The following is a 23470-nucleotide window of genomic DNA, read 5'->3' as shown; positions in this document are numbered from 1 at the left end:
GATGGCAAATAAAAGAGGTTTTCCACTCAGAATTGATCCCGAACTGTATGAAGCGATTGAACGCTGGGCGGCTGACGAATTTCGCAGTGTGAATGCCCATATTGAATACCTGTTGCGTGAAAGTATACGCAAGGCCGGACGCATGAAGCTGAAAGCGGACAAAAAGGCAGGTCACGATCAAAAGGCAGAATAACAAACAGCGTAAAAAATGAAGTTTATTTGGGGGAAGATCAAGAAAAAGGGATCTAATTGAAGAAAACGTCAAGAAACAAGCCTTAAAGACAAGTATGGTCGAGGTTTGGGAGATGGTTTCTATTGCTTAACAGCAGGCAGAAACATTATAATTTGACTATATGGAAAATTAAGGGGAATAGAGAACGATGAGGAAAAAATTTAGATATCTCCTTTTTCTTATAGTCTTATTTTTTATTTCTGCTTCAATCGGCTCATTGAATAAGGGTGAAAGCATTGAAGAGCAGCCGGAGTACGGCGGCGGACAAGAAGAGCAGTCTTTATCCATACCGCAGGGAGAAGTGGATATCGGAACAAAAATTGACGCCTATAAGGGAGTGGTGGTTTTTTCCAATGGCAAGGATTATACGGCCAGCCATGGATTGAATTACAGTGACGACGGCTATTATTATGGTCTGAAATGGCAGTGCACGGAGTATGTCAAACGCTTTTATTATACGGTTTATCAGCATAAAATGCCTGATGGAGCGGGAAACGCCAAATATTATTTTAATCCGATGCTTGAGCAGGGGGAGTACAATAATCAACGGGGCCTTTTCCAATATAAGAACGGCGGGGATGTCAAGCCCAGAGAAGACGACCTGATCGTATTTACCGATGGAAAATACGGCCATGTCGCGATCATTTCCGCAACAGGGGAGGACTGGATTGAGGTTGTCCAGCAGAACTCGGAAGTCCCGCGCAAACGATACAAGCTGGTCAAAACAGATGGCGGCTACGATGTTGACGGAGACAGGAAGCCGGCAGGCTGGCTCCGGCTCGGCGACAGGACGAAATGACGGCGGAGCTCCCGGGGAATCAAACAGACAGACATCCAAATCACATCGATGGCAAGGCTGAAAACAAAATATTAACAAAAGAAAGAAAATTCCCTATTATTCGACTTGAGAAAAGATTATAAAATGTGTATAATGCAGTAACCTACAAAATTCAGAAGGAGTGATTTCAATGAATGATTTGGATGTACTGAGACAGGCCATACTTAACGAAGCCGAAGGTGCGGCATTTTACGCTATGGCTGCCGAAAAAACAGCGGATACTTCTTCAAAAGAGGCGTTTGGTTACTTGAAGGACCAGGAAGTCCAGCATGAGGAATGGCTCAGGTCGCTTTATGACAGGCTGGTTCTTCAGGTGGCTTCATCTTCGGCAAATCTCGAATGGGAAACCCTGGCCGAAATTGAATTTATCAGAGAGGCTGAACTCCGGAAAAAAGGCAAGTCCCCGGAGCTTTTCTCACAAGCGGGCGGAAAATTTAAACTGGCCCTTTCCGATATGGCGGTTTTCTCAGCCGGGGCCCTGATGGAACAGGCGTCTATTGATTTTTATACAAAGGCGGCGGCGAGTACGCAGAATGAAGAGGCCAAGAAAATCTATACCATACTTGTAGAATGGGAAGGAGATCACCTGAACCAGCTCAATGAAATTCACGAGAACCTGACCGAGCTATGGATACAAGAACAGGATTTTTCGAGCTCTCCCAAGCTGTGAGGAAAAGGGTTATCCCGGGAGAATGTTTAAAATTGATGCGAAGAGGCTGCCGGAGTTTTCCGGCAGCACTTTTGTGTGAGAAAACAAATCCATGACAGGCTTGTCGCTATTGTATTGGCCTTTTGTAAATTATATAATAGACTGAATTGAATATCTCTCGGTAGGTGAGGTTACTCCAAGGATATGGATTGCTGCCGTGAAAGGATGGAGACACCCTGAACTGGTTAGCAGGTTTTGCCGAAAAAACAAGGCATAACCTAACGCAATTTCACGCCTTGAAGTGCCAAAACTTGAACGGGCATCAGTGAAGCCATCTCTCTTTACCTGTTCAAACAGGTAAAGTTTTTTTATGTTTGATGATTCCGCATCGGAGAGGGGGGTTGGATAATGGCCAAATTTTTAACGTTTTATTTAAGCAGGATTTTGGGGAACAGGGTGATAACCCAAGACAACCAGGTGCTGGGGCAAATTAAGGATTTAATTGCCGACCTTGATGAGGTGAGACCAAAGATTGTGGCGGCAAAGCTCGGCAATGGAAGAATCCTTGATTTTTCTTTCTTGGAGATTGACAAGAACAAAGGCCAGTATGCGTTCAGATGCAGACAGGTCAGGGATTACACCGAAGCCGGAACCAATCAGCTTTTTCTCAATAAAAACATTATGGATAAACAAATTGTGGATATTGACGGCAGAAAGATCGTCCGTGTGAATGACTTGAGACTGGCCGTATTATCCAACGGAACCTATCTTATCGCCGTTGATGTGGGTCTGGAAGGGCTTCTGCGCAGGCTGGGCGTAGCCAAGCCGATAAAGAAAGGACTGCGATCATTAGGAATATCGTTGTCCGGCCGCTATATTCTGTGGGAGGATGTTGAAGCCGTTCCTTCCGGAAACACAGGCATCAAGCTGTCCAAACCATATACAAAATTATCAACCCTTCATCCTTCGGACTTTGCGGATATCATTGAAGACCTTGACCGCTATACTCAGGTTGAAGTATTTTCTTCCCTGGATGAGGACCGGGCTGCTGAGGTTTTGGAGGAACTGGAAAGTGAAGCCCAGGTCAATGTTTTAGAAGGCCTGTCCATTTCCAGGGCGGCGGATGTCCTGGAAAAAATGCCTGCGGACGAGGCTGCGGATATTCTGGAGAAAATTGACGACCATAAAGCGGAAGAAATTCTCAATGAAATGGAGAAGGAAACCTCCGAAGAAATCCGTGAACTGATGGAATATCCCGAAAACTCTGTCGGCGCTCTGATGACGACGGATTACATTTCTTTCAAGAAAGAAATGTCGGTCAACGAGGTTTTAAAGGAGCTTCGCAGCATTAAGCCGGAGATTGACACCATCTATTCCCTCTATATTGTCGACGAGGCCGGCAAGCTTACAGGGGCGGTCTCTCTGAGGGATATCGTCGTATCCGAGCCGGAGACAATACTTCAGGATATCATGGATGCCAAGGTCCTGTTTGTTTACGATCTGGATGAGATAGACCTGTTGAACGAAATTGTGTCTAAGTACAGCTTGTTGGCGGTACCGGTTGTAGACAAGGAGAAGGAGACCTTGCTCGGAATGGTGATTATTGATGATATTATGACGAATCTGCTTAAAGTCAGAAGAAAGAAATACAGCAGGCGGTGAGACAGATGTTTAAGATGAGAAAGATGAATATGATCAGAAATATTTCTATATTTTTGGCCATTCTCGGACCGGGAATCATAACCGGAAGTGTGGATAATGATGCCGGTGGAATCACCACTTATTCCGTTGCCGGAGCAATGTACGGCTATGATCTCCTTTGGACACTTATTCCCGCTTTTATTGCCCTGATTGTTGTCCAGGAAATGAATGCCAGGATGGGAATTGTGACAGGTAAGGGACTGGCTGATCTGATCCGGGAATCAGCAGGGGTAAAGATTACTTTTTTTATCCTCCTGGGTCTTCTGATTGCGGATATTGGCAATACGACAACAGAATTTGCCGGCATAGCGGGCAGTATGCAGGTTTTTCATGTCAGCAAGTATATCGCGGTTCCTTTAGCGGCTGTCGCTGTTTGGCTGATGGTGGTTAAAGGCACCTATCGGATTACGGAGAAGATTTTTTTAATCTTCAGTGTATTTTTATTTTCTTATGTCATTTCCGCTTTAATGGGCAAACCGGATTGGGGGACCATCGGAACAGCCATTCTTCACCCGCGGATAGACTATTCTCCGAATTATCTTTTCATGGTGATTGGCCTGATCGGAACAACAATCGCTCCCTGGATGCAATTTTACATGCAGTCGGCGGTGATTGAAAAAGGTCTGAAGATTGAGGATTATAAGTTTACCTTGATCGATATCATCATCGGCAGTATTGCGACCATTGTCGTGGCCTTTTTTATTGTGGTATCCTGTGCTTCAACTCTGTATTCCCATGGTATTGTGATTGAAGAGGCTAAAGATGCGGCGATGGCCCTTGAGCCGTTTGCCGGGGCTTTGGCCTCGCAGGTTTTTGCCCTGGGCTTGTTTGTAGCTTCGGTCTTTTCAGCAACAATACTGCCTTTGGCGGCTTCTTTTTACATTTGTGAGGCCTTTGGCTTTGAAGCCGGAATAGATAAAAAGTTTAGTGAAGCCAAAGAGTTTTATACGTTGTTCACCTCTATTTTGGTCATATCGGTGGCGATCATTCTTATCCCGGACGCCCCTTTGATTTCAATCACACTCTGGTCACAGGTTCTGAACGGAATTTTTCTGCCTGTGGTGCTGATCTGCATGATGCTGATCGTCAATAACAAAGAACTCATGGGCAAATATGTGAATAAGCCTTTAAACAATCTGATTGGTTTTAGCACTGTGGCCGTTTTGATCATTCTTACCCTGGCACTCCTGGTCGGGCGGTTTTTCTAGGCGTAACCGCGACATTAGGCCCTCCATGGCCTTGTCACTCCATGGCCGTCACTGGGTGTATTCGCCGCGGGGGGTGCGCAGGATACGCATGATTTTTTCTTCCCGGCCATTTTGGGTATTAATATAGATCAGGTACTCCTCATCATTTAGGACGCCTTTGAATTCATAGCAAAAGACTTCTTTGTTGCCCTGCTGGGCAATGACGGCCAAATGGGACTCTTTAACCTTGATATCGGACCGGAGGACTGCCTGGGCTTGCTGAACCGTAAGGGCAGGGACCAGCTCCCGGTCGTGGCGATAAGCCCAATATGCCGTAGAATCCAGGCTGATGATTTGGCCGGTGTCTGTGGCAACGGTCAGTTTCACTTTGTCCGGATAGAGCAGAATATCTTTTTGGTGGTTAACCGCAGAAAGCTGTAAATAACTGCCGAAATCTTCGGTAGAAGTGATTGTCAGGTCATAGCCCAGCTCTTTTAGTGTTTGGAGAGCTTTGCTGCGGGCAGTGTCGGTATCCAATTGACGGACACCCAAAGCGCGTTCATTTCTGAATATGGTGACTGCACCGCCCTTTTTGCAGACATCGATAGTGGAATCACTGTCATTCCAGATAAAACCGGCAAAGGGCCCGCTGGACGTCCCTGTGTTCTTGATCTTGTCAGATGAGCAGCCCACAATCTTAAAAAAGCGGACGGCAGTTTCTTTGCTCTGATCCAAGGTAATGGTTTTGTCTCCAAGCCCCAGAGGCGTAGTGACATAATGAGAATCCGTCTGCCCTTCATAAGAAAAAGGAGGGAGTTTCTGCAAGCTGCTGTCGAGGTTCTTTAGACTCCCCTGAACAGAACTGGCAGCAACAGGGGCCTCATCTTCATTGGTTTCCGCCACAGTCGGGATCGCTTGTGAACTGCTCGAGGCAGTTTTTTGAGCGGTTTTTTCATCATCAATCCAGGCAAGGTTTTCACTTGTGATGCGGGAAGCGATATCCTGAATCTTACTGTTGACCGCCAGCAAGCGTTCATGCATTTCGTCAAGGGTTTTCAGCTGAGCGGAGGTTATTTTTGTTCCTTTGGCTGCTTCCTGGGTCAAGACTTGGGTATATTCACTGATCTGGTTAATAAAGTCATGGGTATAGCCAATGCCAAATTGTTCTGAAGGAAGTGAAGAGAGGTCTTTGACCGCAGTCTGACTTTGCTGCCAGGACTGGCTGAGGTAGAGTACCTGCTGAGTAGGAGTGCTGGCTGCTGAACTTTTGGACAGATTTGTTTCCAGATTATCCAGAGTAGCGGCGAAGTCCGAGAATGAACGGTGGTATTCGTTTTCAGAAGCAAGCTTGAGCTGGGCGTTATTGCGTTGTTCAACCAAGCCCCAAATCAGGCTAAGTCCCAAAAGGACACCAAGAACAGTGATCAGATAATTCTTATTTCTCATATGGCATTCTCCTAGCGGGCAAAAATATGGTTTCCTATCTGAAGGATTTGCGATCTTGACCAGATAAATCGGTTTGAGGTCTTAGAGGGATTAAAGAAATAGATTGCTCCATAAGATGGATCAGTTCCGGCCAAGGCTTCGTAAACAGCGCGATAAGAGGAAGAAGTAGGGTTTCTGTAGAGTTGTCCGTCATCCACACAGGAAAAAGCGCCGGGCTGATAAACAATATCAGAGACACTATTGGGGAAGGAACGGCTGTCTATTCGGTTGAGGACAACGGCAGCCACCGCTATCTGTCCCCGGTAGGGTTCCCCTCTGGCTTCGCCGCTCACCAGGTGGGCGAGGAGATCAATATCTGAATTTTTCAGGCCTACAGATGTGCCCCCGCTGGACGTGGTTGTTCCAGTCAGCCTTTTTAATTCACGGATCGTGTTTGTCCCGGCCATCCCGTCAACAGTCAGACCGTGTTCTTTTTGAAAGAGCCGGACAGCGGCGTTTGTCTTACGACCGAAGATACCATCCTGCGGTCCGGTTACATATCCCAGCATAGACAGTCTTTTTTGCAAATCGACGACCTCAGGTCCCCTGGAACCTCTGGAAAGTGTCCTGTCGCCCAGAGCGGAGTAGCCTACTGCTGAGATGAGGAGGATCAAGGCTAAAGCAATCAATAAGCTCCATTTTTTTCGATGAAAGAACATAAGCTCACCTCGCTTGTTTTTTCATAGTTTTCGTTAAGATGCAGAAAATTATCCAGTATATTGGACAGGATTCCAAAAACATGACTGAGGGCTGTAGAAGCGCCGGAGGAAAAACGGTATAATGAAAGTTAATTTGGATTGATTCTGATCAACTGTGATCTTTTTGAATTTTTGGATGGGATATTCCGGCCTGTTATTTCGGTTTGATGAAAGGGCGGTAAGTTGACATTGCAGTATGATGATCTTCTGGCGGCATTGGTTTGCGGGATTTTGACTGGCTGGCTGCTCGGCCGGCTGGCGGCCAGGGTCTCTTATTCCCGAAAAATTAATAAAATTGAAGCGGGGCTTGCCGCGGAGACCAGGCAAAGGATTGCGGCCGAAGCCAGGCTTGATGAAAAGACAAGAGTATGGGAAGAAACAAGCAGGACGCTCAGAGAATCATTTGATTCGGCGGCGACTGCCGCATTGAAAGACAATAACCGGCTTTTTCTTGATTTGGCCGGACAGACCATGGAAAATTACCTCAATCAGGCCAAGGGGGATTTCGGGAAAAGACAGGAGGCGATCGAGCAGCTCTTAAAGCCTTTTAAAGAAAGTCTGGACAAGCATGAACAAATCTCCAGAAATCTTGAAAACTCGACGAAAGAGACCTTCGGCGGGTTACGTACCTACCTTGATCACCTGAGAATCAGCCAGGAAATGTTGACAAAGGAAACAAATGCACTGGTGACAGCGCTCAAATCACCGCGGGTACGCGGCAGATGGGGTGAAATCGGCTTAAAAAGAATTGTGGAATTTTCCGGAATGTCGGCTTATTGTGATTTCACAGAGCAAAAAAGTATAGAAAGTGAAGACGGGCGGCTCAGGCCTGATCTGGTCGTCACACTTCCCGAAGGAAGAAGTGTGATTATCGATTCCAAGGCGCCATTGAATGCCTATCTGGATGCAATTGAACAGGAGGACGAGACTGTGCGCAGCAGCCTCTTGCTCAAGTATGCCAAGGATGTTCGCGGACACATGAACAGCCTGGCATCCAAGGCTTATTGGGCTCAGTTTAAGGATTCCGTAGATTTTGTGGTGATGTATATAGAGGTCGAATCAGCTTTTGGAGCGGCACTTATGCAGGACAGGGATCTGATTCTGGACGGCATCAATTCCAGAGTTATCCTTGCCACACCTACGACCTTGATTACCTTGCTGCGTACGGTCGCTTACAGCTGGAAACAGCAGGAGATTACGGAAAATGCTAATCGGATTTGGGAAACAGGTCAGGAACTCTTTGAACGTATCTGTGTTTTTGCCGAGCATTTTTCTGATGTCGGAAAAGGTCTGGAAAGTGCTGTGAAAAATTTTAATTCGGCGGTTGGTTCCTGGGAAAGCAGAGTATCCCCCAGTTCACGAAGGCTTAAGGAGCTTGGGGCTTCATCCGGGAAAAAAGAGCTTCCCGTTCTGGAAGAAATTGAAACCGGGACCAGGAAAATGAAAGAGCGTTCCATTGACACATTGAATGGTTTATAATATAATTACACCCAATTATCAGGATCATCTTATGCGGTTTTGCCGTGAGCAGAATACGAGGTTTTGATGGACACGATGAGAAAAGATTTTGCACGACAACTCAATGGGTTTAGCTTTTATTCTTTTAGCCAGTGCTTTTTTGGTGATTACTTTCGCACTGGCTTTTGGCGTGCTGCGAAAAAATGTTTTCCTTTGGTGAGTCAGGACCGGGGTTCGGATCTTAAGCCTGTTTTGCGGGCCGGGGTGTAAAACGAACTGATATTCCCAAGCAAATTCGGGAAGGCTCATCAAAAGATGGGCCTTCCTTTTTCTTTGGGGAAGAACACCAGAACGACCTCCCATTTAGGATAAACAGTTTTTGGAAACCGAGCTGAAAGGAGTGAAATACGATGATCAGTCCTAAGGAGGACCAAACGGAACAATGCGGCATTGATCGACCGTTCAGGAAGGCAAACAGATTTTTCCATCCTGAGGATTCAGTGATTACAGTTAAAAATGAATCCTTCGGGGGAGATCACTTTACAGTGATTGCCGGTCCCTGCTCAGTGGAAGGTCCGCAGCAAATTGAGCAGATCGCGATGGATGTCAAGAAAGCGGGAGCGGCTATGCTCAGGGGCGGAGCGTTTAAACCCCGGTCCTCTCCATACAGTTTTCAGGGCTTGCGGGAAGATGGATTGGAGCTCCTGAAAGAGGCCGGCAGAAAATCCGGATTGCCGATAGTGACCGAACTAATGTCGGTTCAGCATTTGGAAGCCTTTATGGAAGAGGTTGATGTGATCCAGATAGGGGCCAGAAATATGCAGAATTATGAACTGTTAAAAGAAGTGGGCAAAACAGGCAAGCCGATTATCCTGAAAAGAGGGTTAGCGGCGACGATTGAGGAATTTATTCTGGCGGCGGAGTATATTTTAGATGAAGGAAATGGGAATGTCATTCTTTGTGAACGGGGCATCAGGACTTTTGAACAGTATACCCGCAATACCCTTGATTTAAGTGCTGTTCCTATCTTGAAAAAACTTACTCATCTTCCGGTGATCGTTGATCCCAGTCATGCTTCAGGCATATGGTGGCTGGTTGAACCCCTGGCTAAAGCTTCAATGGTGGCCGGAGCAGACGGTATTATGATTGAAGTCCATAATGACCCGGCCCATGCCAAATGTGATGGCGAGCAATCATTAAAACCGGAGAAATTCAAACATCTAATGGATTCTTTACGCGAGCTTGGCACGGTGATTCATAAAAAGATATCGCGGAACGAATAAAAAATGAATGGTATCATTGACTTGACAAATTAAATGAACAAATCACAAAATGAAGTGGAGAATGATCGTCTTAATCAGATGATCAGAACCGCAAGTAAAGGCGAGAAGATCACAAGTAAAAGAGGTATGGTATGATCAGGGAGGAATCGCAGTTAAAAGGTATCAGTGAGCTGAATGTGACCATAATAGGACTCGGACTGATCGGCGGGTCAATGGCCCTGGCAATCAGACAGCTTGAGCCCCGCAGCTTATGGGTGGTTGATCAGAACAGTAAGGTTAGGGAAATGGCCTCTGCGGCCGCGGTTGCGGATGAAGTTTTTGCTGATCCGACACTTCCCCTGGGCAAATCCGATTTGGTTATTCTTTGTCTATATCCCCAGGCAGTGGCTGATTTTTTGGAAAAGTACAGGGAATGTTTCAGGACAGGGGCTTTAATTACCGATGTCTCAGGAATAAAGACCAGTCTGCTTGCTCAGATCAATCACTTTTTGCGTCCGGATTTGGATTTTGTAGGCGGGCATCCTATGGCCGGCAAGGAGTCCTGGGGATTTGCCAATGCTTCAGCGAGTATTTTTGCCGGGGCGAACTATATTTTAACGCCCACAGTAAGGAACAAGACACAGAACATCAGATTTTTAGCACAGCTGTTTCTGGATATTGGTTTTGCCAAAGTGACCTCAGCGACACCGGAGTACCATGATGAAATGATAGCGCTGACCAGTCAGCTGCCCCATGTCATATCGATTTCTCTGGCGAACTGTATAGCCTCGGATGATATCAGTGATTTTGTCGGGGGCAGTTTTAAAGATTACACAAGAGTGGCTGCGATCAACACTGAGCTTTGGGCGGAGCTCTTTTTGACCAACAAGGAAAATTTGCTGAACCAGATTGAACGATTTCAGAAGAACATAGAACAGTTGAAAAAAGCCTTAACAGACCATGATCAGCAGAGTCTGCAGGAAATTATGGCACAAGGTGCCCGGAAAAGAGAGGTGTTGTTCTAAAATGGCAGTATTGGATGTAAATGCAGCCTCCAAAAAATATTCCATTCAAGTCGAAAAAGGACTGCTTGACAGGCTTGGTGCCTTGTTGGCGGCCAAATTCAGGCCGGGCTCTACTGTTGTTGTCACAGACTCCAATGTTGAGGAGCTGTACGGGGAGCGGATAAGAAACAGCTTGGAAAGCGGCGGCTGGCAGGTCAGTCTGATTGCGGTGCGCCCCGGTGAAAAAAGCAAATCGGCGGAGACTTTGCTGAGATTATATGAAGCTTTGATCGAAGCCGGGATGACCAGGAGCAATTTGCTGATTGCTTTTGGGGGAGGAGTAGTCGGAGATCTGGCCGGTTTTGCCGCTTCCACCCTTTACCGGGGAATTCCCTATATCCAGGTCCCTACTACTCTGCTTGCCCAGATCGACAGCAGTATCGGAGGAAAAACGGCGATCGATCTGCCTCAGGGCAAGAATCTGGTAGGCAGCTTCTATCACCCTGAGGCGGTCTATATTGATCCCGAGCTTTTGAAAACCTTACAACCAAAATTTTTCCGTGACGGCCTCAGTGAGGCGATCAAAAGCGCTTGTATCAGGAATGAGGAGCTTTTTGAACTGATTGCAGAAGTTCAGGGGCAGGAGGACTTTGCTGTCCTTAGTGAAAAGATTATTCTGGCTTGTTTAACAATTAAAAGAGATATTGTGGAACGGGATGAGAGAGATACCGGGGACAGGCTCCTTCTGAATTTTGGACATACGCTGGGTCATGCCGTGGAAAAATACTTTGGTTTTGAGTCCTTTTCCCACGGGGAAGCGGTAGCAATCGGGATGTACAACATCACGTTGAAAAGTGAACAATGGGGATTAACCGCAAAGGGAACCGCCGAGAGAATCAAAAGCCTGCTGGTTAAACATCAGCTTCCGTATGAAATGCCTTTGATGGATAAAGAAATCGTCCTAAAGGCGATCGGGGTAGACAAAAAAAATACGGATAAAAAGCTGCGCTTATGCCTTATAAGGTCCATAGGAGAAGGTTTTATCCGGGATTGCGATAAAGAACGGATCGGCGATCTGTTGTAGACATTGCTTGAAATGAACCGAAGCTGCAAATAACCTGAATTGAATAAAAAAGACAAATGAGGTTTTAATATGGCGAGTATGACAATTTTGCCCGGAATTCTCAAAGGAAGTGTGATTGTTCCTCCATCGAAAAGCATCAGTCATAGGGCTTTGATTTGCGCGGCCCTGGCAGAGGGGACCAGCAATATCGGCAATTTTATGATATCTGATGATATGATGGCCACCATGAATGGATTGAGGGCTTTGGGCGCCGGGATCGAAGCTGAAGAGCAGGGCGCGGAGGGGATTCATCTTCTGCGTATCACAGGAATCGGAGCGAATCTTTTTCAAGAGGGGGGAGAAAAGAACCATCTTGAGGAAGACCGGTTGATTGACTGTCAGGAATCAGGCTCTACTTTGAGATTTTTGCTTCCTCTGGCCGGGCTGAAAAATTCCTGGGTGACCTTTACCGGCAGGGGGAGATTGGTTTCCCGCCCGTTGGATGTTTATTTCAGGCTGTTTGATGAACATGGGGTTTCATTTGAAAAACAGGGAAATTCATCCCTCCCGCTCAAGGTTAACGGGCTTTTACAGCCGGGTGAATACCGGGTAGAAGGGGATATCAGTTCACAGTTTATTTCGGGACTGATGTTTTTGCTTCCGCTTTTGGCCTCCGATTCCAGAATAGTCATTACCTCAAAGCTGGAGTCCAAAGGATATCTTGATTTGACAATGGATATGCTTTCCCGTTTTTCTATAAAAATAGAAAACAATCATGATAAAGAATTTATCATTAAGGGTAACCAGCGCTATCAAAAGCAGGATACCGATATCGAGGGGGATTATTCCCAGGTCGCCTTTTGGTTGGCGGCCGGACTTCTGGGAGGAGAAATTGACTGTCTGAACATGAACAGCCAATCTCTTCAGGGAGATAGGGAAATCGTGAATATCCTGCAAGGAATGGGAGGAAGGATAACGGCAGGGCAAAAGAGTATCCGGGCCCGGGCTTCTCTGACAAAAGGCACTGTTATCGACGGTTCCCAGTGTCCGGACATCATTCCGGTACTGGCCGCTTTGGCCGCTGTCAGTGAAGGAGAAACCAGGATCATTAATGCAGAGAGACTGAGGATCAAAGAGTCCGACAGGCTGAAGGCAATCTCAACAGAACTGAATAAATTAGGGGCAAAGGTGGAGGAAACTGCGGACGGGCTGGATATCCTTGGCTGTAAGAATTTACACGGGGGGCCTGTCAGCAGCTGGAACGATCACCGGATTGCGATGGCTTTGGCAGTGGCTGCTTGCCGCTGTACGGAGCCGGTGCTGATCGAGGGAAGCGACGCAGTGAGTAAATCTTATCCGCATTTTTGGGAAGATTATCGGAAGTTGGGAGGCCGGATTGATGGGTAATGTATGGGGAAAAAATCTGCAGGTCTCTATTTTCGGGGAGTCCCATGGTCCGGGGATCGGAGCGGTGCTGGGCGGGTTCCCGGCCGGAATAAAACTTGACCTGGAATATCTGGAATTTGAAATGGGGCGCCGGGCGCCCGGGCAGGATGATTTCTCGACACCGCGCTCTGAAAAGGATGAATTTGAAGTCCTGAGCGGTCTATTCAACGGGGCGACTACCGGTGCGCCCCTGACAGTACTGATCAGAAACAGAAATACCAAATCCGGGGACTATGCTAAAGTGAAAGATATGCCCAGGCCAAGTCATGCCGACTATGCCGCGGAGATCAAATACAAGGGCTTTCAGGATTACCGCGGGGGAGGGCACTTTTCAGGCAGGCTGACAGCCCCTCTTGTCTGGGCGGGCGCCGCGGCCAAACAAGTTCTGCAGAGCAGAGGGATTATGGTTGGCAGCCATATTCAGAGTATTGGAGGAATAGAAGAACCGGGTTTTGATCTTATGAAGATTGAGGAAGGGGCTTTGGACGGGCTTCGCAAAAAACGCTTTCCTGTTCTTGACGAGGAAAAAGCTGAGGAGATGAAAGCGATCGTCAAAAAAGCCAAGGCGGAGGGGGATTCAGTCGGCGGAATTGTGGAATGTGTGATACTCGGTCTGCCGGCAGGTTTAGGGTCGCCGTTTTTTGACTCTGTGGAAAGCCTTCTGGCGCATATGCTGTTTTCTATTCCCGCGGTCAAAGGGGTGGAATTCGGAGCAGGATTTCAGCTTGCCAAGATGCGTGGATCTGAGGCAAATGATCAGTATGGGATGACCGAGGCTAACGGCATAGAAGAAATCCGGACTTTATCCAATCACAGCGGAGGGGTTCAAGGCGGAATAACAAACGGGATGCCTGTAGTATTCAGAGCGGCATTTAAACCTGTGCCGTCTATTGCCGTCCCGCAAAAAACGGTGAATCTCCGGACCAAAACCAATGAAATCATCGAGATTAAAGGACGCCATGATCCCTGTATTGTTCCCAGAGCAGTGCCTGTGGTGGAAGCGGTGGCCGCATTTGCCGTGCTTGATCTTTTGCTGGCAGAGGGGGAAAGCTGAAATGACAAAAGCTGAAATCACAGAACGGAATAAGATGGGAGATAAGCCTTCAGTCGGTTTTCTGGGAGTACCCGGTTCCTATAGTGAACAGGCCTTGATCGAATACTTTGGCACCGATAAAGAGGCTGTGAGCTTTCGCGACTTTGAAGGGATTTTTGAAGCCCTGAAGGAAAATAAAATCAATTATGGTATTGTTCCTATTGAGAATTCCTCAACCGGGGGAATTTCCGAGGTATATGACCTGCTTGGCCGTTACCCTGCGGAGATAATAGGAGAAAGAATTATTCAAGTTGTGCACTTTTTAATCGGCTTGCCGGGAACTAAGCTGGAGGATATTGAAGAGGTCTATTCCATGCCGCAGGTGTTTACCCAGTGCCGAATATTTATCAGGAACAATCCTTCCTGGAATCAGGTAGCCTGTGCCAGCACAGCCGGGAGCGCAGAAAAAGTGCTGGAGATGGGTTCTCTGAAAAAAGCGGCAATAGCCGGTAAAAGGGCGGCTGAGATTTACGGCCTGGATATTCTGGCTGAAGCCATAAATGACCATCCGAATAATTATACGAGGTTTGTGGTCATAAAAAACCGTAAAATAGAGGATCCGAAATTTTCCGGAATCATTAGAGAAAAAGAAATTCCGGATAAAATCAGCGTCACGTTATCTTTGCCTCATGAGCCCGGCTCATTGTTTAGGGTCCTGAAACATTTTGAAACAGCGCGGATTAATCTTCTGAAGATAGAATCCAGACCTGCCCTTCATAAACCATGGGAATATGTTTTTTATATCGATTTTGAGGGCAGCTTAACTGATGAAAGAGTAAGCAGGGCGCTTAAGGTCATCGGTGAGGAAAGTTTAAATTTCCGACTGCTCGGAAACTACCGCGCCCACAGATCTTTTTAAGGCAACCATCCGGAGGAAATACGCCGGCACTTTCAGGTAAAAAACAGGGATGCGTTCTTTTCGTTGTTGTCGTAACATAAGTTACAGCATGATTTCCTGGTCTGTCCTATAGTTAACCTGTGAATTCGCTTAAATTTCATTTTAAATAAAGCAGGTGAAAATTATGCTGAGAAAAGTTGTGGAGATTGACCAGGAAAAATGTGTCGGCTGTGGGCTGTGTATTGATGCCTGCCACGAGGGTGCGCTTGAATTGGTGGAGGGAAAGGCAAAACTTGTGCGGGAGGATCACTGTGATGGGTTGGGAAACTGTCTGCCTGAATGTCCGACAGGAGCAATTTCCGTTATTGAGAAAGAAATAAACGCCGGAGCGGAAAAACCGGCGGAAAAGGATTCCCTGGCCTGCGGTTGCCCTGGAACTCTGGCAAAAAGCCTGAAACCGAAAAGAGAGTCAATTTCCGAGGAAAACAAAAAACAGGCAGATACAAGTTCGAATGATATTCTTCAGTCTGAGTTAAGGCAGTGGCCGGTGCAGTTAAAGCTGATCAATCCCGATGCGTCTTATCTGGCCGGAGGAGAGCTGCTCTTTGCGGCTGATTGTACCGCATATGCCTATGCCCGGTTCCATCAGGATTTCATGAAGAACAAAATCACGATCATCGCTTGTCCAAAACTGGATGACAATCAATATCATATTGAAAAGATGACCGAAATTCTTAAAAAAGGGCCGAAAAGCATCACCCTGGTACGGATGAATGTTCCTTGCTGCTCAGGACTGCAGAAAGCTGTTAAAGAAGCAATGCTGAATGCAAAAGTGATTGTTCCATACAAGGAGATTGTCATTACACCCGAAGGGGAGATGATTTGAGAGCCAGGGGGAGGGTTGAAGAGACCAAAGACAGGAGTCAGGCCAAAACTCTTGGACAACGGTCTCTTTTTTTGATGACTTTAAAGTCCAGTAAATATATAATCTAAGTATGAAACTGAATCCGAACCAAAAATGTGGGGGTATCATATTAATGAATTCTTTAGAAAAGCTGGAGAGACTAAAAGCCATTCTAATAAATCTCGATGGGCTTGCCATTGCTTTTTCGGGAGGAGTAGATTCTTCCTTTTTATTAAAAGTTGCCCATGAAGTCCTTGGTGAAAAGGTCATTGCGGTAACGGCCCGATCTTGTTCTTTCCCGGAGAGGGAGTTGAATGAAGCGGTAGGATTTGCCAGGAAATACGGGATAAAACATCTGATCGTCGATTCTGAGGAACTTGATATCGAAGGATTTGCCGAAAATCCCCGTAACCGGTGCTACATGTGTAAAAAAGAGCTGTTTTCCAAAATCATCACAATAGCGGACGAATATCAGCTGATGAATATTGCTGAAGGTTCTAATCTTGATGATCTTGGCGATTACAGGCCCGGAATGCAAGCAATAGAGGAGCTTGGAGTATTAAGTCCGCTTAGAGAAGCAAGCCTGACCAAAGAAGAAATCAGGGAACTGTCCCTGAGGCTTGGCTTGAAGACATGGGATAAACCGTCCTTTGCCTGTCTGGCTTCAAGATTCCCCTACGGAGAGAAAATCACGTTAGAGAAACTGGTCATGGTTGACCGGGCTGAGCAATATCTGCTTGACAAGGGAATCAGGCAGGTGAGAGTCAGACATCACGGAGATGTTGCCCGGATAGAGACAGGGGAAGATGGATGGGAAAAGCTGATGAAGCCTGACTTGAGAACAGAGGTCTATGCTGAGTTCAGAACAATTGGTTTCGTTTATGTCGCACTTGATTTAATCGGATACAGAACAGGGAGCATGAATGAAAGTATGGCATCCGAGAGCCGATAAATGATCATTGATAAGAAAAAAGGAAGGGTATGAAAAATGATGCGTCAAGAAGTTAAAACCATTCAGGCACCGGCAGCGATCGGTCCTTATTCTCAGGGGATTATTGCGGGGAATCTTGTATTTGCTTCAGGACAGGTCCCGTTAAACCCCAAAACAGGTGTCATTGAATCAAATGAGATCAAGGACCAAACATACCAGGTGCTGGATAATCTCAAAAATGTCCTTGAAGCAGCGGGGAGCGGTCTCAGGCATGCGGTCAAAACAACGATATTTATGAAAAACCTCAGCCATTTTGCCGTGGTTAATGAAATTTACGCCGAATTTTTTACGGAACCTTTTCCGGCCAGGTCTTGTGTGGAAGTGGCGGATCTGCCCAAGGGGGCCCTTGTGGAAATAGAAGCGATCGCTTTAAAAGTGGAGGATTGACCGCAAGGCAGGATGATTCCGGACAAAATCTTCTTTTGTAAAAAAATTGATATTATATTAAAATAGCACTAAGACATTTGTTTCTAGGGAGATGAAATGTTGTCCTCAGAGAGTTTAAAGATGAAGGAGTGATATCTTGACGGACAATCATAGTGAGATGCAGGAACTCCAGCCTTTTATTGAGCAATTATACCCCAATTTAAATGAAATTCCTGTAAACGCCATCGCATCTTCAATTTCCGGCAGTGGTGAAGATTTAAGTGTAAATTTTCTGATCACTGCTGATGATAAGTTGCTGCAGCCTTTTCTTGCGGAATCAAGTGAAACGGTAAAGTTCAAAACGGTGACAAGCATTGAAAAAGGACGAGGCAAGGCTGATTATGATTTGTACATAGAATTCACCTTTATGTTTCATAAAGCTAAAATGGTTTTTCAGATAAAATTTGGGGCCGATGATCTGGAAATTCAGAAAAGGTATTTTGAGGCACTGAAAATTGTGGATGGGTTTAAATTTTTTGTTATGAACAAGGATAAAAAGATCCAAAAGGCTTTTGAAATGGAATGGTATTTCTATAAGAACAAAAAAGTGCTGACAAAGCTAGGGAAGGTAAATTTCGGTGATCAATGAATAAAAGGATGAAATTGGAGGAAAATAATCATTTTTTCTCTCCGAAATATTCCGCAAATATGCTATACTATAAAAAGTCTTTATTTTCACTTGTTTCATGATAAGCGAACGAGAGTCAGGAGGAAGAAAAGGTGAAACCATTAAGGTATATCATTGGTCTTTGTATCATTCTGTTTGCCTTGGTCGTAGGCTTGCATAGTGTTTCCCAAAATGATGCGGCAGCAAAGAATGATGTCATCGTCAGCGCTTCAAATGTTGCGGATGCGTTCGGTGAAGAAGGGATTACGCTCTATCCCGGCCATGACTTTTTAGCTGAAGAATACACAATAAATCAGACAAGACCCGCCACCTACAATTTTGAAGGAACCGGGGAGAAATTGTTTGTTTATGCTTTTCCATCTATAGACAAAAGAGATGAGGCAATTGCGGCAATTTATAATGGTCAGGGGTTAGGTGAAGGCTTTATTCGGCTTCAGGAAGCGGGAAAATATGTTTTTACGCCACTTCAGGCAAAAAACCTGCTGATGTTTTATATTGTTGAATACGATCCTTCCGCGGCGAAAGATATTGCAACGACGGCTGAAGTAAGGAAATTTCAACAAACATATGCCCCGAATTCCGAGAAAAGCAGGGAGGCAGTGTATAAGATCAATCAGGGGGTATCTGAGTATTATTACGGAAAAGGCACCAACTGGTCAGGGAAGGTTATCTTAAAGCATTATCAATATTCCTGGATAGATGAAAATGGAGTAGAACAGTCAGAAGGATGGCACGAAGAGAATATCAGAGTGAAATATCTTGGCGCCAATCCCGATTCTGTAAAAAGCTTGGAGTGCATGTATACAGGTCCGGGCGGAGCCGGTCGGGGAGAATTTGAGTTTGACGGCTCTTTTGTCGATCCGGAAGGGTATGTAGAACTGGGCTCAAACAGTGGGGAAGGAACACTGGAAGAGGATGGGAGCTACACGATGACTCTTAGTTGGAATGGCTTGCAAGAGACGTTTAATATTGTAAAATAGCTGATTCATCACAAGAACTCAACACCTGGCAGGGCAGCCTAAACCAAAAGGCTGCCCTGTTTTTACCAAAAAGAAGAAAAGGGGTCTGTTTCAGGGGATAATTTGATCTATTCTTGAAGTCTCAAGAAATTGATTAGCTTTATGAAAAAAGTATATTGTTTTAAAATAAAATGCTATTTTTAAAAAAAGTTAAAAAAAATCTTCGATAAAGAAAAAAGGTTATCATATTTGAAATTTGCTGTTTGGCAGGTTAAAATGATATTGGTGTGTTGGAGAAGGGGTTCAGCATAGAGAAATATTTCATTCAAAATCCCAAAATCTCTTAAAGATAGGACTTTGTACGGATATATTAATGCATCACATAATGATAAAATGAATTTGTCTATTTAATGTGAAAAATGTCATAACGACAAGATGAAGAGACATCATAACATTTTGCGGAGATTTAAAGGATGAGGCTTGTAAATATCAATTATGTGCAAGAAGGAGATGCACTGGCACGACCAGTCAGGGATGCAGCTGGGAGGGTTTTGCTGGGAGAAGGAATGATGCTTTCTTCTCTTTATTTAAATAAATTACGATATCTTGGTTTTGACATGCTTTTTATTAAAGATGAGAAATTTAAAGATATTGAAATTTTTTTCCCTGTTTCGGATAAAACAAAACAACTGGCCTATTCAGCAGTAAGCAGGGTTACTTCAAGTATTGGCGCAGACAAAACCGCATCTAATGATGAAGCGAAAGATGTTCGGAAAGCGGTGCTGGAGATTGTCGATGATCTTCTCCACAGTAGAGATATTCTTAATAATCTTATAGAAATTATCAGTTATGATGAATATACCTATCATCATTCTGTCAATACAACAATTTTAGCTCTTGTGATCGCCATAGGAATGGGGTTTACCACGAACAAGCTTTTGGAGCTTGGAATGGGCGTTCTTATGCATGATGTAGGGAAGACCAAAGTTCCCAATTCTATTATCAATAGCAGCGGTACTCTTAATCATGAAGAATATGAGGAAATAAAAAAGCACACTTATTATGGGTATGAGGCAATAAAGCAGAACCAGGATTTCAGTCTTTTATCGGCCCATGTCGCCCTCCAGCACCATGAGAGATGGCAGGGAGGAGGCTACCCGCGCGGGATTAAAGGGAAGGAAATTCATGAATACAGCAGAATAGCCGCGATTGCGGATGTTTACGACGCCTTGATCAGTAAAAGGCCTTATCGGGAAGCGATTCAGCCTTATCAGGCTTATGAATATGTGGTAGCTCAATCCGGGCATCAATTTGACCCGGAGATCGTAAAGGTTTTTATGAGAAATGTTGCTGTTTACCCGACAGGAACAGGAGTGCTGCTCAGCAATGGACACAGGGGAAATGTCATCAGGCAGAATCACTATTTTCCCTCGCGGCCGGTAGTACGGGCAATATATTTTAGAAATGAACCAATTGAAAAGCCGATTGATTTTGATTTATCTGTACACCTGTCGCTCATGATCGACAAAGTGGAAAACCGTTAGATCCGGGATCAAGAAAAAATGAAAAAAAAAGAAGCCTGTCCGCTGTTCAAGGACAGGCTTAATTATTACCGAACATTTGGAGCAATAATTGAATAAATGTTCGGAAGATTTATTGACCCTTGGAGAATTGTCGGGTAAAATTAGGGTGAAGCATAGATACTAAGAAAAATGCCGAAAATGGCTTGTAAGGAGGACGTGTTTGATGATTCCTGTCGGTATTGTTATGGGAAGCGATTCGGATTACAGTGTAATGGAGGATGCGGTCAAAACACTTAAACAGTTCGGAATCCCCATTGAAGTTAAAGTTTCTTCGGCTCACCGCACTTTGGAAAGGACGATAGAGTGGGTGAGAAACTTTGAAGAACAGGGCGGTAAAGTCATCATTGCCGGAGCAGGCCTGGCCGCTCATTTGCCGGGAGTTGTTGCAGGGGCTTCATCCCTGCCTGTGATTGGTATTCCTATTCGCAGCGGGGCCCTGGAAGGGGTTGACGCTCTTTATGCGATCGTCCAGATGCCTCCGGGCATACCGGTAGCTACTGTTGGGATCAATAATGCGCGGAATGCCGCCCTTCTGGCTATTGAGATCCTTGCGGTCGCTGACGAATCATTAAAAGAAGCTGTGAAAGTTTTTCGCAGGAAGATGGCCGCTGATGTTGAGGCCAAAGATGCCGCTCTGCAGGAAAAGCTTGCGCAGCTGGGCAAGTGAGGGGTAAATAAAGGTGATTGAACGATATACACTTCCCGAGATGGGGAGAATCTGGACGGACGAATACAGGCTTTCTCTCTGGCTGAAAATTGAGATTGCCGCTTGTGAGGGCTGGGCACAGCTTGGGAAGATCCCTTCGGAAGCGGTTCAGGCAATCAGAGAAAAAGCAGCGTTTACCTGGGACAGGGTTAAGGAAATTGAAGAGACAACGAACCACGATGTGCTGGCTTTCCTGACCAATCTCGCTGAAAATGTCGGCGATGAAGCCAAGTACATTCATCTGGGGCTGACTTCTTCCGATGTTCTGGATACGGCGCTTTCCATGCAGCTGGTTGAAGCCGCCGATCTGATTTTAGAAAAAACGGATATCTTGATCGATCTTTTGGGAAAAAAAGCCGTTGAGTATAAAGATACCATGCAAATGGGACGTTCACATGGGATACATGCTGAACCAATTACATTCGGCTTAAAGTTTGCTCTCTGGTATGAAGAGATGAAAAGGCAAAAAGAAAGATTGATTTTTGCCCGGGAAGAAGTGCGGGTCGGCCAGATATCCGGAGCGGTTGGAACTTTTGCTAATGTCGAGCCGCAGGTCGAAGAATGGGTGTGCAAAAGTCTGAATCTGAAACCGGCTACGGTATCGACGCAGATTATCCAGAGAGACAGGCATGCTTTCTATGTGGCTGTATTGGCCGGTGTCGCCTCCACTCTGGATAAAATAGGGACGGAACTTCGCAATCTGCAGCGAACGGATGTCCATGAAGTGGAAGAGGCCTTTGCCAAGGGGCAAAAAGGTTCTTCCGCCATGCCCCATAAGAAGAACCCAATCACGGCGGAAAGGATATGCGGTATGGCGAGGCTGATCAGGGGCAATGCCCAGGTGGCCTTAGAAAACGTCGCCTTGTGGCATGAAAGGGATATTTCCCATTCTTCCGCAGAACGGGTCATTCTTCCGGACAGCACGATTGCCCTTCATTATATGCTGCATAAAATGGTCCAGCTCATCGAAGGTTTGAGAGTCTTCCCTGAGCATATGCAAAACAATATTGACAAAGTATATGGACTGATCTTTTCCCAACGCGTCATGCTGGCCTTGATTGAACATGGTGTAAGCAGGGAGGAAGCCTATGCCGTGGTGCAGAGGAATGCCATGAAGGCCTGGGAGACGAAGGTTCATTTTAAGGATTATGTTTTGGCGGACAAAGAGATCATGGCTGTTTTGACCGCTGAAGAAGTAGAAGAGTTGTTTGATTATTCCTATCATACCAAGAATATCAACTATGTTTTCCGCAGGATAGGGTTAATTGATGAGTAAACATAGGATCAGGGGAAAATGGTCATTAATATTGAACATGGATCAATGGTCCGGAGATATTGAATGTGAAGAAAAAGGAGACTGAACATGCAAAAATCAGCTATGCTTTACGAAGGTAAGGCCAAAAAGATTTATGACACGGATGACCAGAACTGTTTTTGGGTGGAATACAAGGATGATGCGACAGCTTTTAACGGCGTCAAAAAAGGCACGATTGTGGACAAGGGGATCATCAACAATAAGATGTCGGCCATGATGTTCAAGTATTTGGAAGGCAAGGGGATTGAAACCCATTTTGTCGAATTGCTCAATGACCGGGAACAGATTGTCAGAAGGTTGGACATGATGCCGCTGGAGGTCGTTGTCCGTAATATTGTTGCCGGGAGCCTGTCCAAACGTGTCGGGAAAGATGAGGGCTATGTACTGGCTTCCACAGTTCTCGAGCTCTATTATAAGGATGACAGTCTTGGTGATCCCATGGTGAACGAAACACATGCCCAGGCGATGGGCTGGGCTTCTATTGAAGAGGTCGAAACAATGAAGAAGATCGCCTTAAGGGTCAATGAAGAAATGGCTAAGCTTACAGCTAAAGCGGGAATTACACTTGTTGACTATAAACTGGAGTTTGGTAAAGCAAACGGTAAAATATTCCTGGGTGATGAAATTTCCCCTGATACCTGCCGTTTCTGGGATACGGAAACCAAGGAAAAGCTGGATAAGGACCGTTTCCGCAGAGACCTGGGTAAAGTTGAAGAAGCTTATGTAGAAGTCTACAGCCGTCTGAAGGAGGCCGTTGAAAATGCTTAAAGCCAAGGTAAACGTAACCTTGAAAAAAAGCATCCTTGACCCGCAGGGCAGTGCGGTAGAAAAAGCTTTGCGCAGTATGGACTATCCGGTCCATTCTGTGCGTATCGGCAAATTTATGGAAGTTACCCTTAATGAAGAGTCCAAAGAAAAGGCGACACAGGTTATGGATGAAATCTGCCGTAAATTGCTCTCCAATCCCGTTATAGAAGACTACACGTTTGAGTTGGAGGACTAAA

The 23470-nt window shown here is 45.6% G+C and carries 25 protein-coding genes and 1 riboswitch; of the genes, 23 read left to right on the top strand and 2 right to left on the bottom strand.

The features are described 5' to 3' along the window. Position 1: 1 nt before the first annotated feature. The 5 genes from SGLY_RS11955 to SGLY_RS11935 all read left to right on the top strand — a co-directional run bounded on the left by SGLY_RS11955 (position 2) and on the right by SGLY_RS11935 (position 4628). Complete coding sequence (locus SGLY_RS11955; RefSeq protein ID WP_013625535.1) at positions 2-193, top strand: type II toxin-antitoxin system antitoxin; 192 nt, start codon at positions 2-4, stop codon at positions 191-193. A 187-nt stretch (positions 194-380) separates the two neighbouring features. Then, positions 381-1031, top strand: coding sequence for a CHAP domain-containing protein (locus SGLY_RS11950; protein WP_013625534.1), 651 nt, complete (start codon positions 381-383; stop codon positions 1029-1031). Positions 1032-1200: 169 nt separating this feature from the next. Continuing rightward, a complete protein-coding gene (locus SGLY_RS11945) occupies positions 1201-1740 on the top strand; it encodes a ferritin family protein (RefSeq protein WP_013625533.1) in 540 nt (179 codons plus the stop codon). A 149-nt stretch (positions 1741-1889) separates the two neighbouring features. Continuing rightward, positions 1890-2050, top strand: a riboswitch (M-box (ykoK) riboswitch). Positions 2051-2127: 77 nt separating this feature from the next. Continuing rightward, positions 2128-3381, top strand: a complete 1254-nt coding sequence (locus tag SGLY_RS11940; RefSeq protein ID WP_013625532.1) for a magnesium transporter — start codon at positions 2128-2130, stop codon at positions 3379-3381. Positions 3382-3386: 5 nt separating this feature from the next. Continuing rightward, positions 3387-4628, top strand: coding sequence for an Nramp family divalent metal transporter (locus SGLY_RS11935; RefSeq protein ID WP_013625531.1), 1242 nt, complete (start codon positions 3387-3389; stop codon positions 4626-4628). 48 nt (positions 4629-4676) lie between these two features. Here the strand turns inward: SGLY_RS11935 and SGLY_RS11930 are convergent, their stop codons facing one another. Further along, positions 4677-6053, bottom strand: coding sequence for a PepSY1/2 domain-containing protein (locus SGLY_RS11930; RefSeq protein ID WP_013625530.1), 1377 nt, complete (start codon positions 6051-6053; stop codon positions 4677-4679). Between the two features lie 11 nt (positions 6054-6064). Beyond that, the gene (gene sleB / locus SGLY_RS11925) at positions 6065-6751 is read right to left on the bottom strand and encodes a spore cortex-lytic enzyme (RefSeq protein ID WP_013625529.1); all 687 of its coding nucleotides are present in this window, start codon (positions 6749-6751) and stop codon (positions 6065-6067) included. A 228-nt stretch (positions 6752-6979) separates the two neighbouring features. Here sleB and SGLY_RS11920 point away from each other — a divergent pair, with 228 nt between their 5' ends. The 18 genes from SGLY_RS11920 to purS all read left to right on the top strand — a co-directional run bounded on the left by SGLY_RS11920 (position 6980) and on the right by purS (position 23469). Further along, positions 6980-8269, top strand: a complete 1290-nt coding sequence (locus SGLY_RS11920) for a DNA recombination protein RmuC (protein ID WP_013625528.1) — start codon at positions 6980-6982, stop codon at positions 8267-8269. Between the two features lie 66 nt (positions 8270-8335). Then, positions 8336-8518: a hypothetical protein gene (locus tag SGLY_RS17920; protein ID WP_148228134.1), complete on the top strand. Its 183-nt coding sequence runs from the start codon at positions 8336-8338 to the stop codon at positions 8516-8518. A gap of 140 nt (positions 8519-8658) precedes the next feature. Beyond that, positions 8659-9531: a 3-deoxy-7-phosphoheptulonate synthase gene (gene aroF / locus SGLY_RS11910; protein ID WP_013625527.1), complete on the top strand. Its 873-nt coding sequence runs from the start codon at positions 8659-8661 to the stop codon at positions 9529-9531. A gap of 131 nt (positions 9532-9662) precedes the next feature. Then, positions 9663-10535: a prephenate dehydrogenase gene (locus SGLY_RS11905; protein ID WP_013625526.1), complete on the top strand. Its 873-nt coding sequence runs from the start codon at positions 9663-9665 to the stop codon at positions 10533-10535. Between the two features lies 1 nt (position 10536). Beyond that, positions 10537-11598, top strand: a complete 1062-nt coding sequence (aroB, locus tag SGLY_RS11900; RefSeq protein WP_013625525.1) for a 3-dehydroquinate synthase — start codon at positions 10537-10539, stop codon at positions 11596-11598. 69 nt (positions 11599-11667) lie between these two features. After that, on the top strand, positions 11668-12984 hold the full coding sequence (gene aroA, locus SGLY_RS11895) for a 3-phosphoshikimate 1-carboxyvinyltransferase (RefSeq protein ID WP_013625524.1): 1317 nt from the start codon (positions 11668-11670) through the stop codon (positions 12982-12984). After that, positions 12977-14077, top strand: a complete 1101-nt coding sequence (aroC, locus tag SGLY_RS11890; protein ID WP_013625523.1) for a chorismate synthase — start codon at positions 12977-12979, stop codon at positions 14075-14077. The genes aroA and aroC overlap by 8 nt, the downstream gene beginning before the upstream one ends. Position 14078: 1 nt before the next feature. Next, positions 14079-14975: a prephenate dehydratase gene (gene pheA / locus SGLY_RS11885; RefSeq protein WP_013625522.1), complete on the top strand. Its 897-nt coding sequence runs from the start codon at positions 14079-14081 to the stop codon at positions 14973-14975. Positions 14976-15138: 163 nt separating this feature from the next. Beyond that, positions 15139-15840, top strand: coding sequence for an ATP-binding protein (locus tag SGLY_RS11880; protein WP_013625521.1), 702 nt, complete (start codon positions 15139-15141; stop codon positions 15838-15840). 151 nt (positions 15841-15991) lie between these two features. Further along, the gene (gene larE, locus SGLY_RS11875; protein WP_013625520.1) at positions 15992-16810 is read left to right on the top strand and encodes an ATP-dependent sacrificial sulfur transferase LarE; all 819 of its coding nucleotides are present in this window, start codon (positions 15992-15994) and stop codon (positions 16808-16810) included. 36 nt (positions 16811-16846) lie between these two features. Beyond that, positions 16847-17236 carry a RidA family protein gene (locus tag SGLY_RS11870; protein ID WP_013625519.1) on the top strand — a complete coding sequence of 130 codons (390 nt, stop codon included), beginning with the start codon at positions 16847-16849 and terminating at the stop codon, positions 17234-17236. A 136-nt stretch (positions 17237-17372) separates the two neighbouring features. Beyond that, positions 17373-17864: a hypothetical protein gene (locus SGLY_RS11865; protein ID WP_013625518.1), complete on the top strand. Its 492-nt coding sequence runs from the start codon at positions 17373-17375 to the stop codon at positions 17862-17864. Positions 17865-17995: 131 nt separating this feature from the next. Then, the gene (locus tag SGLY_RS11860; protein WP_013625517.1) at positions 17996-18883 is read left to right on the top strand and encodes a hypothetical protein; all 888 of its coding nucleotides are present in this window, start codon (positions 17996-17998) and stop codon (positions 18881-18883) included. Between the two features lie 452 nt (positions 18884-19335). Next, positions 19336-20406: an HD-GYP domain-containing protein gene (locus SGLY_RS11855; protein ID WP_013625516.1), complete on the top strand. Its 1071-nt coding sequence runs from the start codon at positions 19336-19338 to the stop codon at positions 20404-20406. Between the two features lie 202 nt (positions 20407-20608). Continuing rightward, on the top strand, positions 20609-21112 hold the full coding sequence (gene purE / locus SGLY_RS11850; RefSeq protein WP_013625515.1) for a 5-(carboxyamino)imidazole ribonucleotide mutase: 504 nt from the start codon (positions 20609-20611) through the stop codon (positions 21110-21112). A 13-nt stretch (positions 21113-21125) separates the two neighbouring features. Continuing rightward, a complete protein-coding gene (gene purB / locus SGLY_RS11845) occupies positions 21126-22427 on the top strand; it encodes an adenylosuccinate lyase (protein ID WP_013625514.1) in 1302 nt (433 codons plus the stop codon). Positions 22428-22514: 87 nt separating this feature from the next. After that, complete coding sequence (gene purC / locus SGLY_RS11840) at positions 22515-23234, top strand: phosphoribosylaminoimidazolesuccinocarboxamide synthase (protein WP_013625513.1); 720 nt, start codon at positions 22515-22517, stop codon at positions 23232-23234. Next, on the top strand, positions 23227-23469 hold the full coding sequence (gene purS, locus SGLY_RS11835; protein WP_013625512.1) for a phosphoribosylformylglycinamidine synthase subunit PurS: 243 nt from the start codon (positions 23227-23229) through the stop codon (positions 23467-23469). Before purC ends, purS begins: the two co-directional genes overlap by 8 nt. Position 23470: the final 1 nt, after the last annotated feature.

The sequence above is a fragment of the Syntrophobotulus glycolicus DSM 8271 genome (assembly GCF_000190635.1).
In the GTDB taxonomy this organism is placed as follows: Bacteria; Bacillota; Desulfitobacteriia; order Desulfitobacteriales; family Syntrophobotulaceae; genus Syntrophobotulus; species Syntrophobotulus glycolicus.
The sequence above is the reverse complement of the archived record's forward strand: the minus strand, read 5'-3'. Positions and strand labels throughout refer to the sequence as shown.

Coding starts and splice junctions, on each gene's coding strand:
- SGLY_RS11955 (WP_013625535.1), top strand. CDS start 2: ATGGCAAATAAAAGAGGTTTTCCACTCAGAATTGATCCCGAACTGTAT.
- SGLY_RS11950 (WP_013625534.1), top strand. CDS start 381: ATGAGGAAAAAATTTAGATATCTCCTTTTTCTTATAGTCTTATTTTTT.
- SGLY_RS11945 (WP_013625533.1), top strand. CDS start 1,201: ATGAATGATTTGGATGTACTGAGACAGGCCATACTTAACGAAGCCGAA.
- SGLY_RS11940 (WP_013625532.1), top strand. CDS start 2,128: ATGGCCAAATTTTTAACGTTTTATTTAAGCAGGATTTTGGGGAACAGG.
- SGLY_RS11935 (WP_013625531.1), top strand. CDS start 3,387: ATGTTTAAGATGAGAAAGATGAATATGATCAGAAATATTTCTATATTT.
- SGLY_RS11930 (WP_013625530.1), bottom strand. CDS start 6,053: ATGAGAAATAAGAATTATCTGATCACTGTTCTTGGTGTCCTTTTGGGA.
- sleB (WP_013625529.1), bottom strand. CDS start 6,751: ATGTTCTTTCATCGAAAAAAATGGAGCTTATTGATTGCTTTAGCCTTG.
- SGLY_RS17920 (WP_148228134.1), top strand. CDS start 8,336: ATGGACACGATGAGAAAAGATTTTGCACGACAACTCAATGGGTTTAGC.
- aroF (WP_013625527.1), top strand. CDS start 8,659: ATGATCAGTCCTAAGGAGGACCAAACGGAACAATGCGGCATTGATCGA.
- SGLY_RS11905 (WP_013625526.1), top strand. CDS start 9,663: ATGATCAGGGAGGAATCGCAGTTAAAAGGTATCAGTGAGCTGAATGTG.
- aroB (WP_013625525.1), top strand. CDS start 10,537: ATGGCAGTATTGGATGTAAATGCAGCCTCCAAAAAATATTCCATTCAA.
- aroA (WP_013625524.1), top strand. CDS start 11,668: ATGGCGAGTATGACAATTTTGCCCGGAATTCTCAAAGGAAGTGTGATT.
- aroC (WP_013625523.1), top strand. CDS start 12,977: ATGGGTAATGTATGGGGAAAAAATCTGCAGGTCTCTATTTTCGGGGAG.
- pheA (WP_013625522.1), top strand. CDS start 14,079: ATGACAAAAGCTGAAATCACAGAACGGAATAAGATGGGAGATAAGCCT.
- SGLY_RS11880 (WP_013625521.1), top strand. CDS start 15,139: ATGCTGAGAAAAGTTGTGGAGATTGACCAGGAAAAATGTGTCGGCTGT.
- larE (WP_013625520.1), top strand. CDS start 15,992: ATGAATTCTTTAGAAAAGCTGGAGAGACTAAAAGCCATTCTAATAAAT.
- SGLY_RS11870 (WP_013625519.1), top strand. CDS start 16,847: ATGATGCGTCAAGAAGTTAAAACCATTCAGGCACCGGCAGCGATCGGT.
- SGLY_RS11855 (WP_013625516.1), top strand. CDS start 19,336: ATGAGGCTTGTAAATATCAATTATGTGCAAGAAGGAGATGCACTGGCA.
- purE (WP_013625515.1), top strand. CDS start 20,609: ATGATTCCTGTCGGTATTGTTATGGGAAGCGATTCGGATTACAGTGTA.
- purC (WP_013625513.1), top strand. CDS start 22,515: ATGCAAAAATCAGCTATGCTTTACGAAGGTAAGGCCAAAAAGATTTAT.
- purS (WP_013625512.1), top strand. CDS start 23,227: ATGCTTAAAGCCAAGGTAAACGTAACCTTGAAAAAAAGCATCCTTGAC.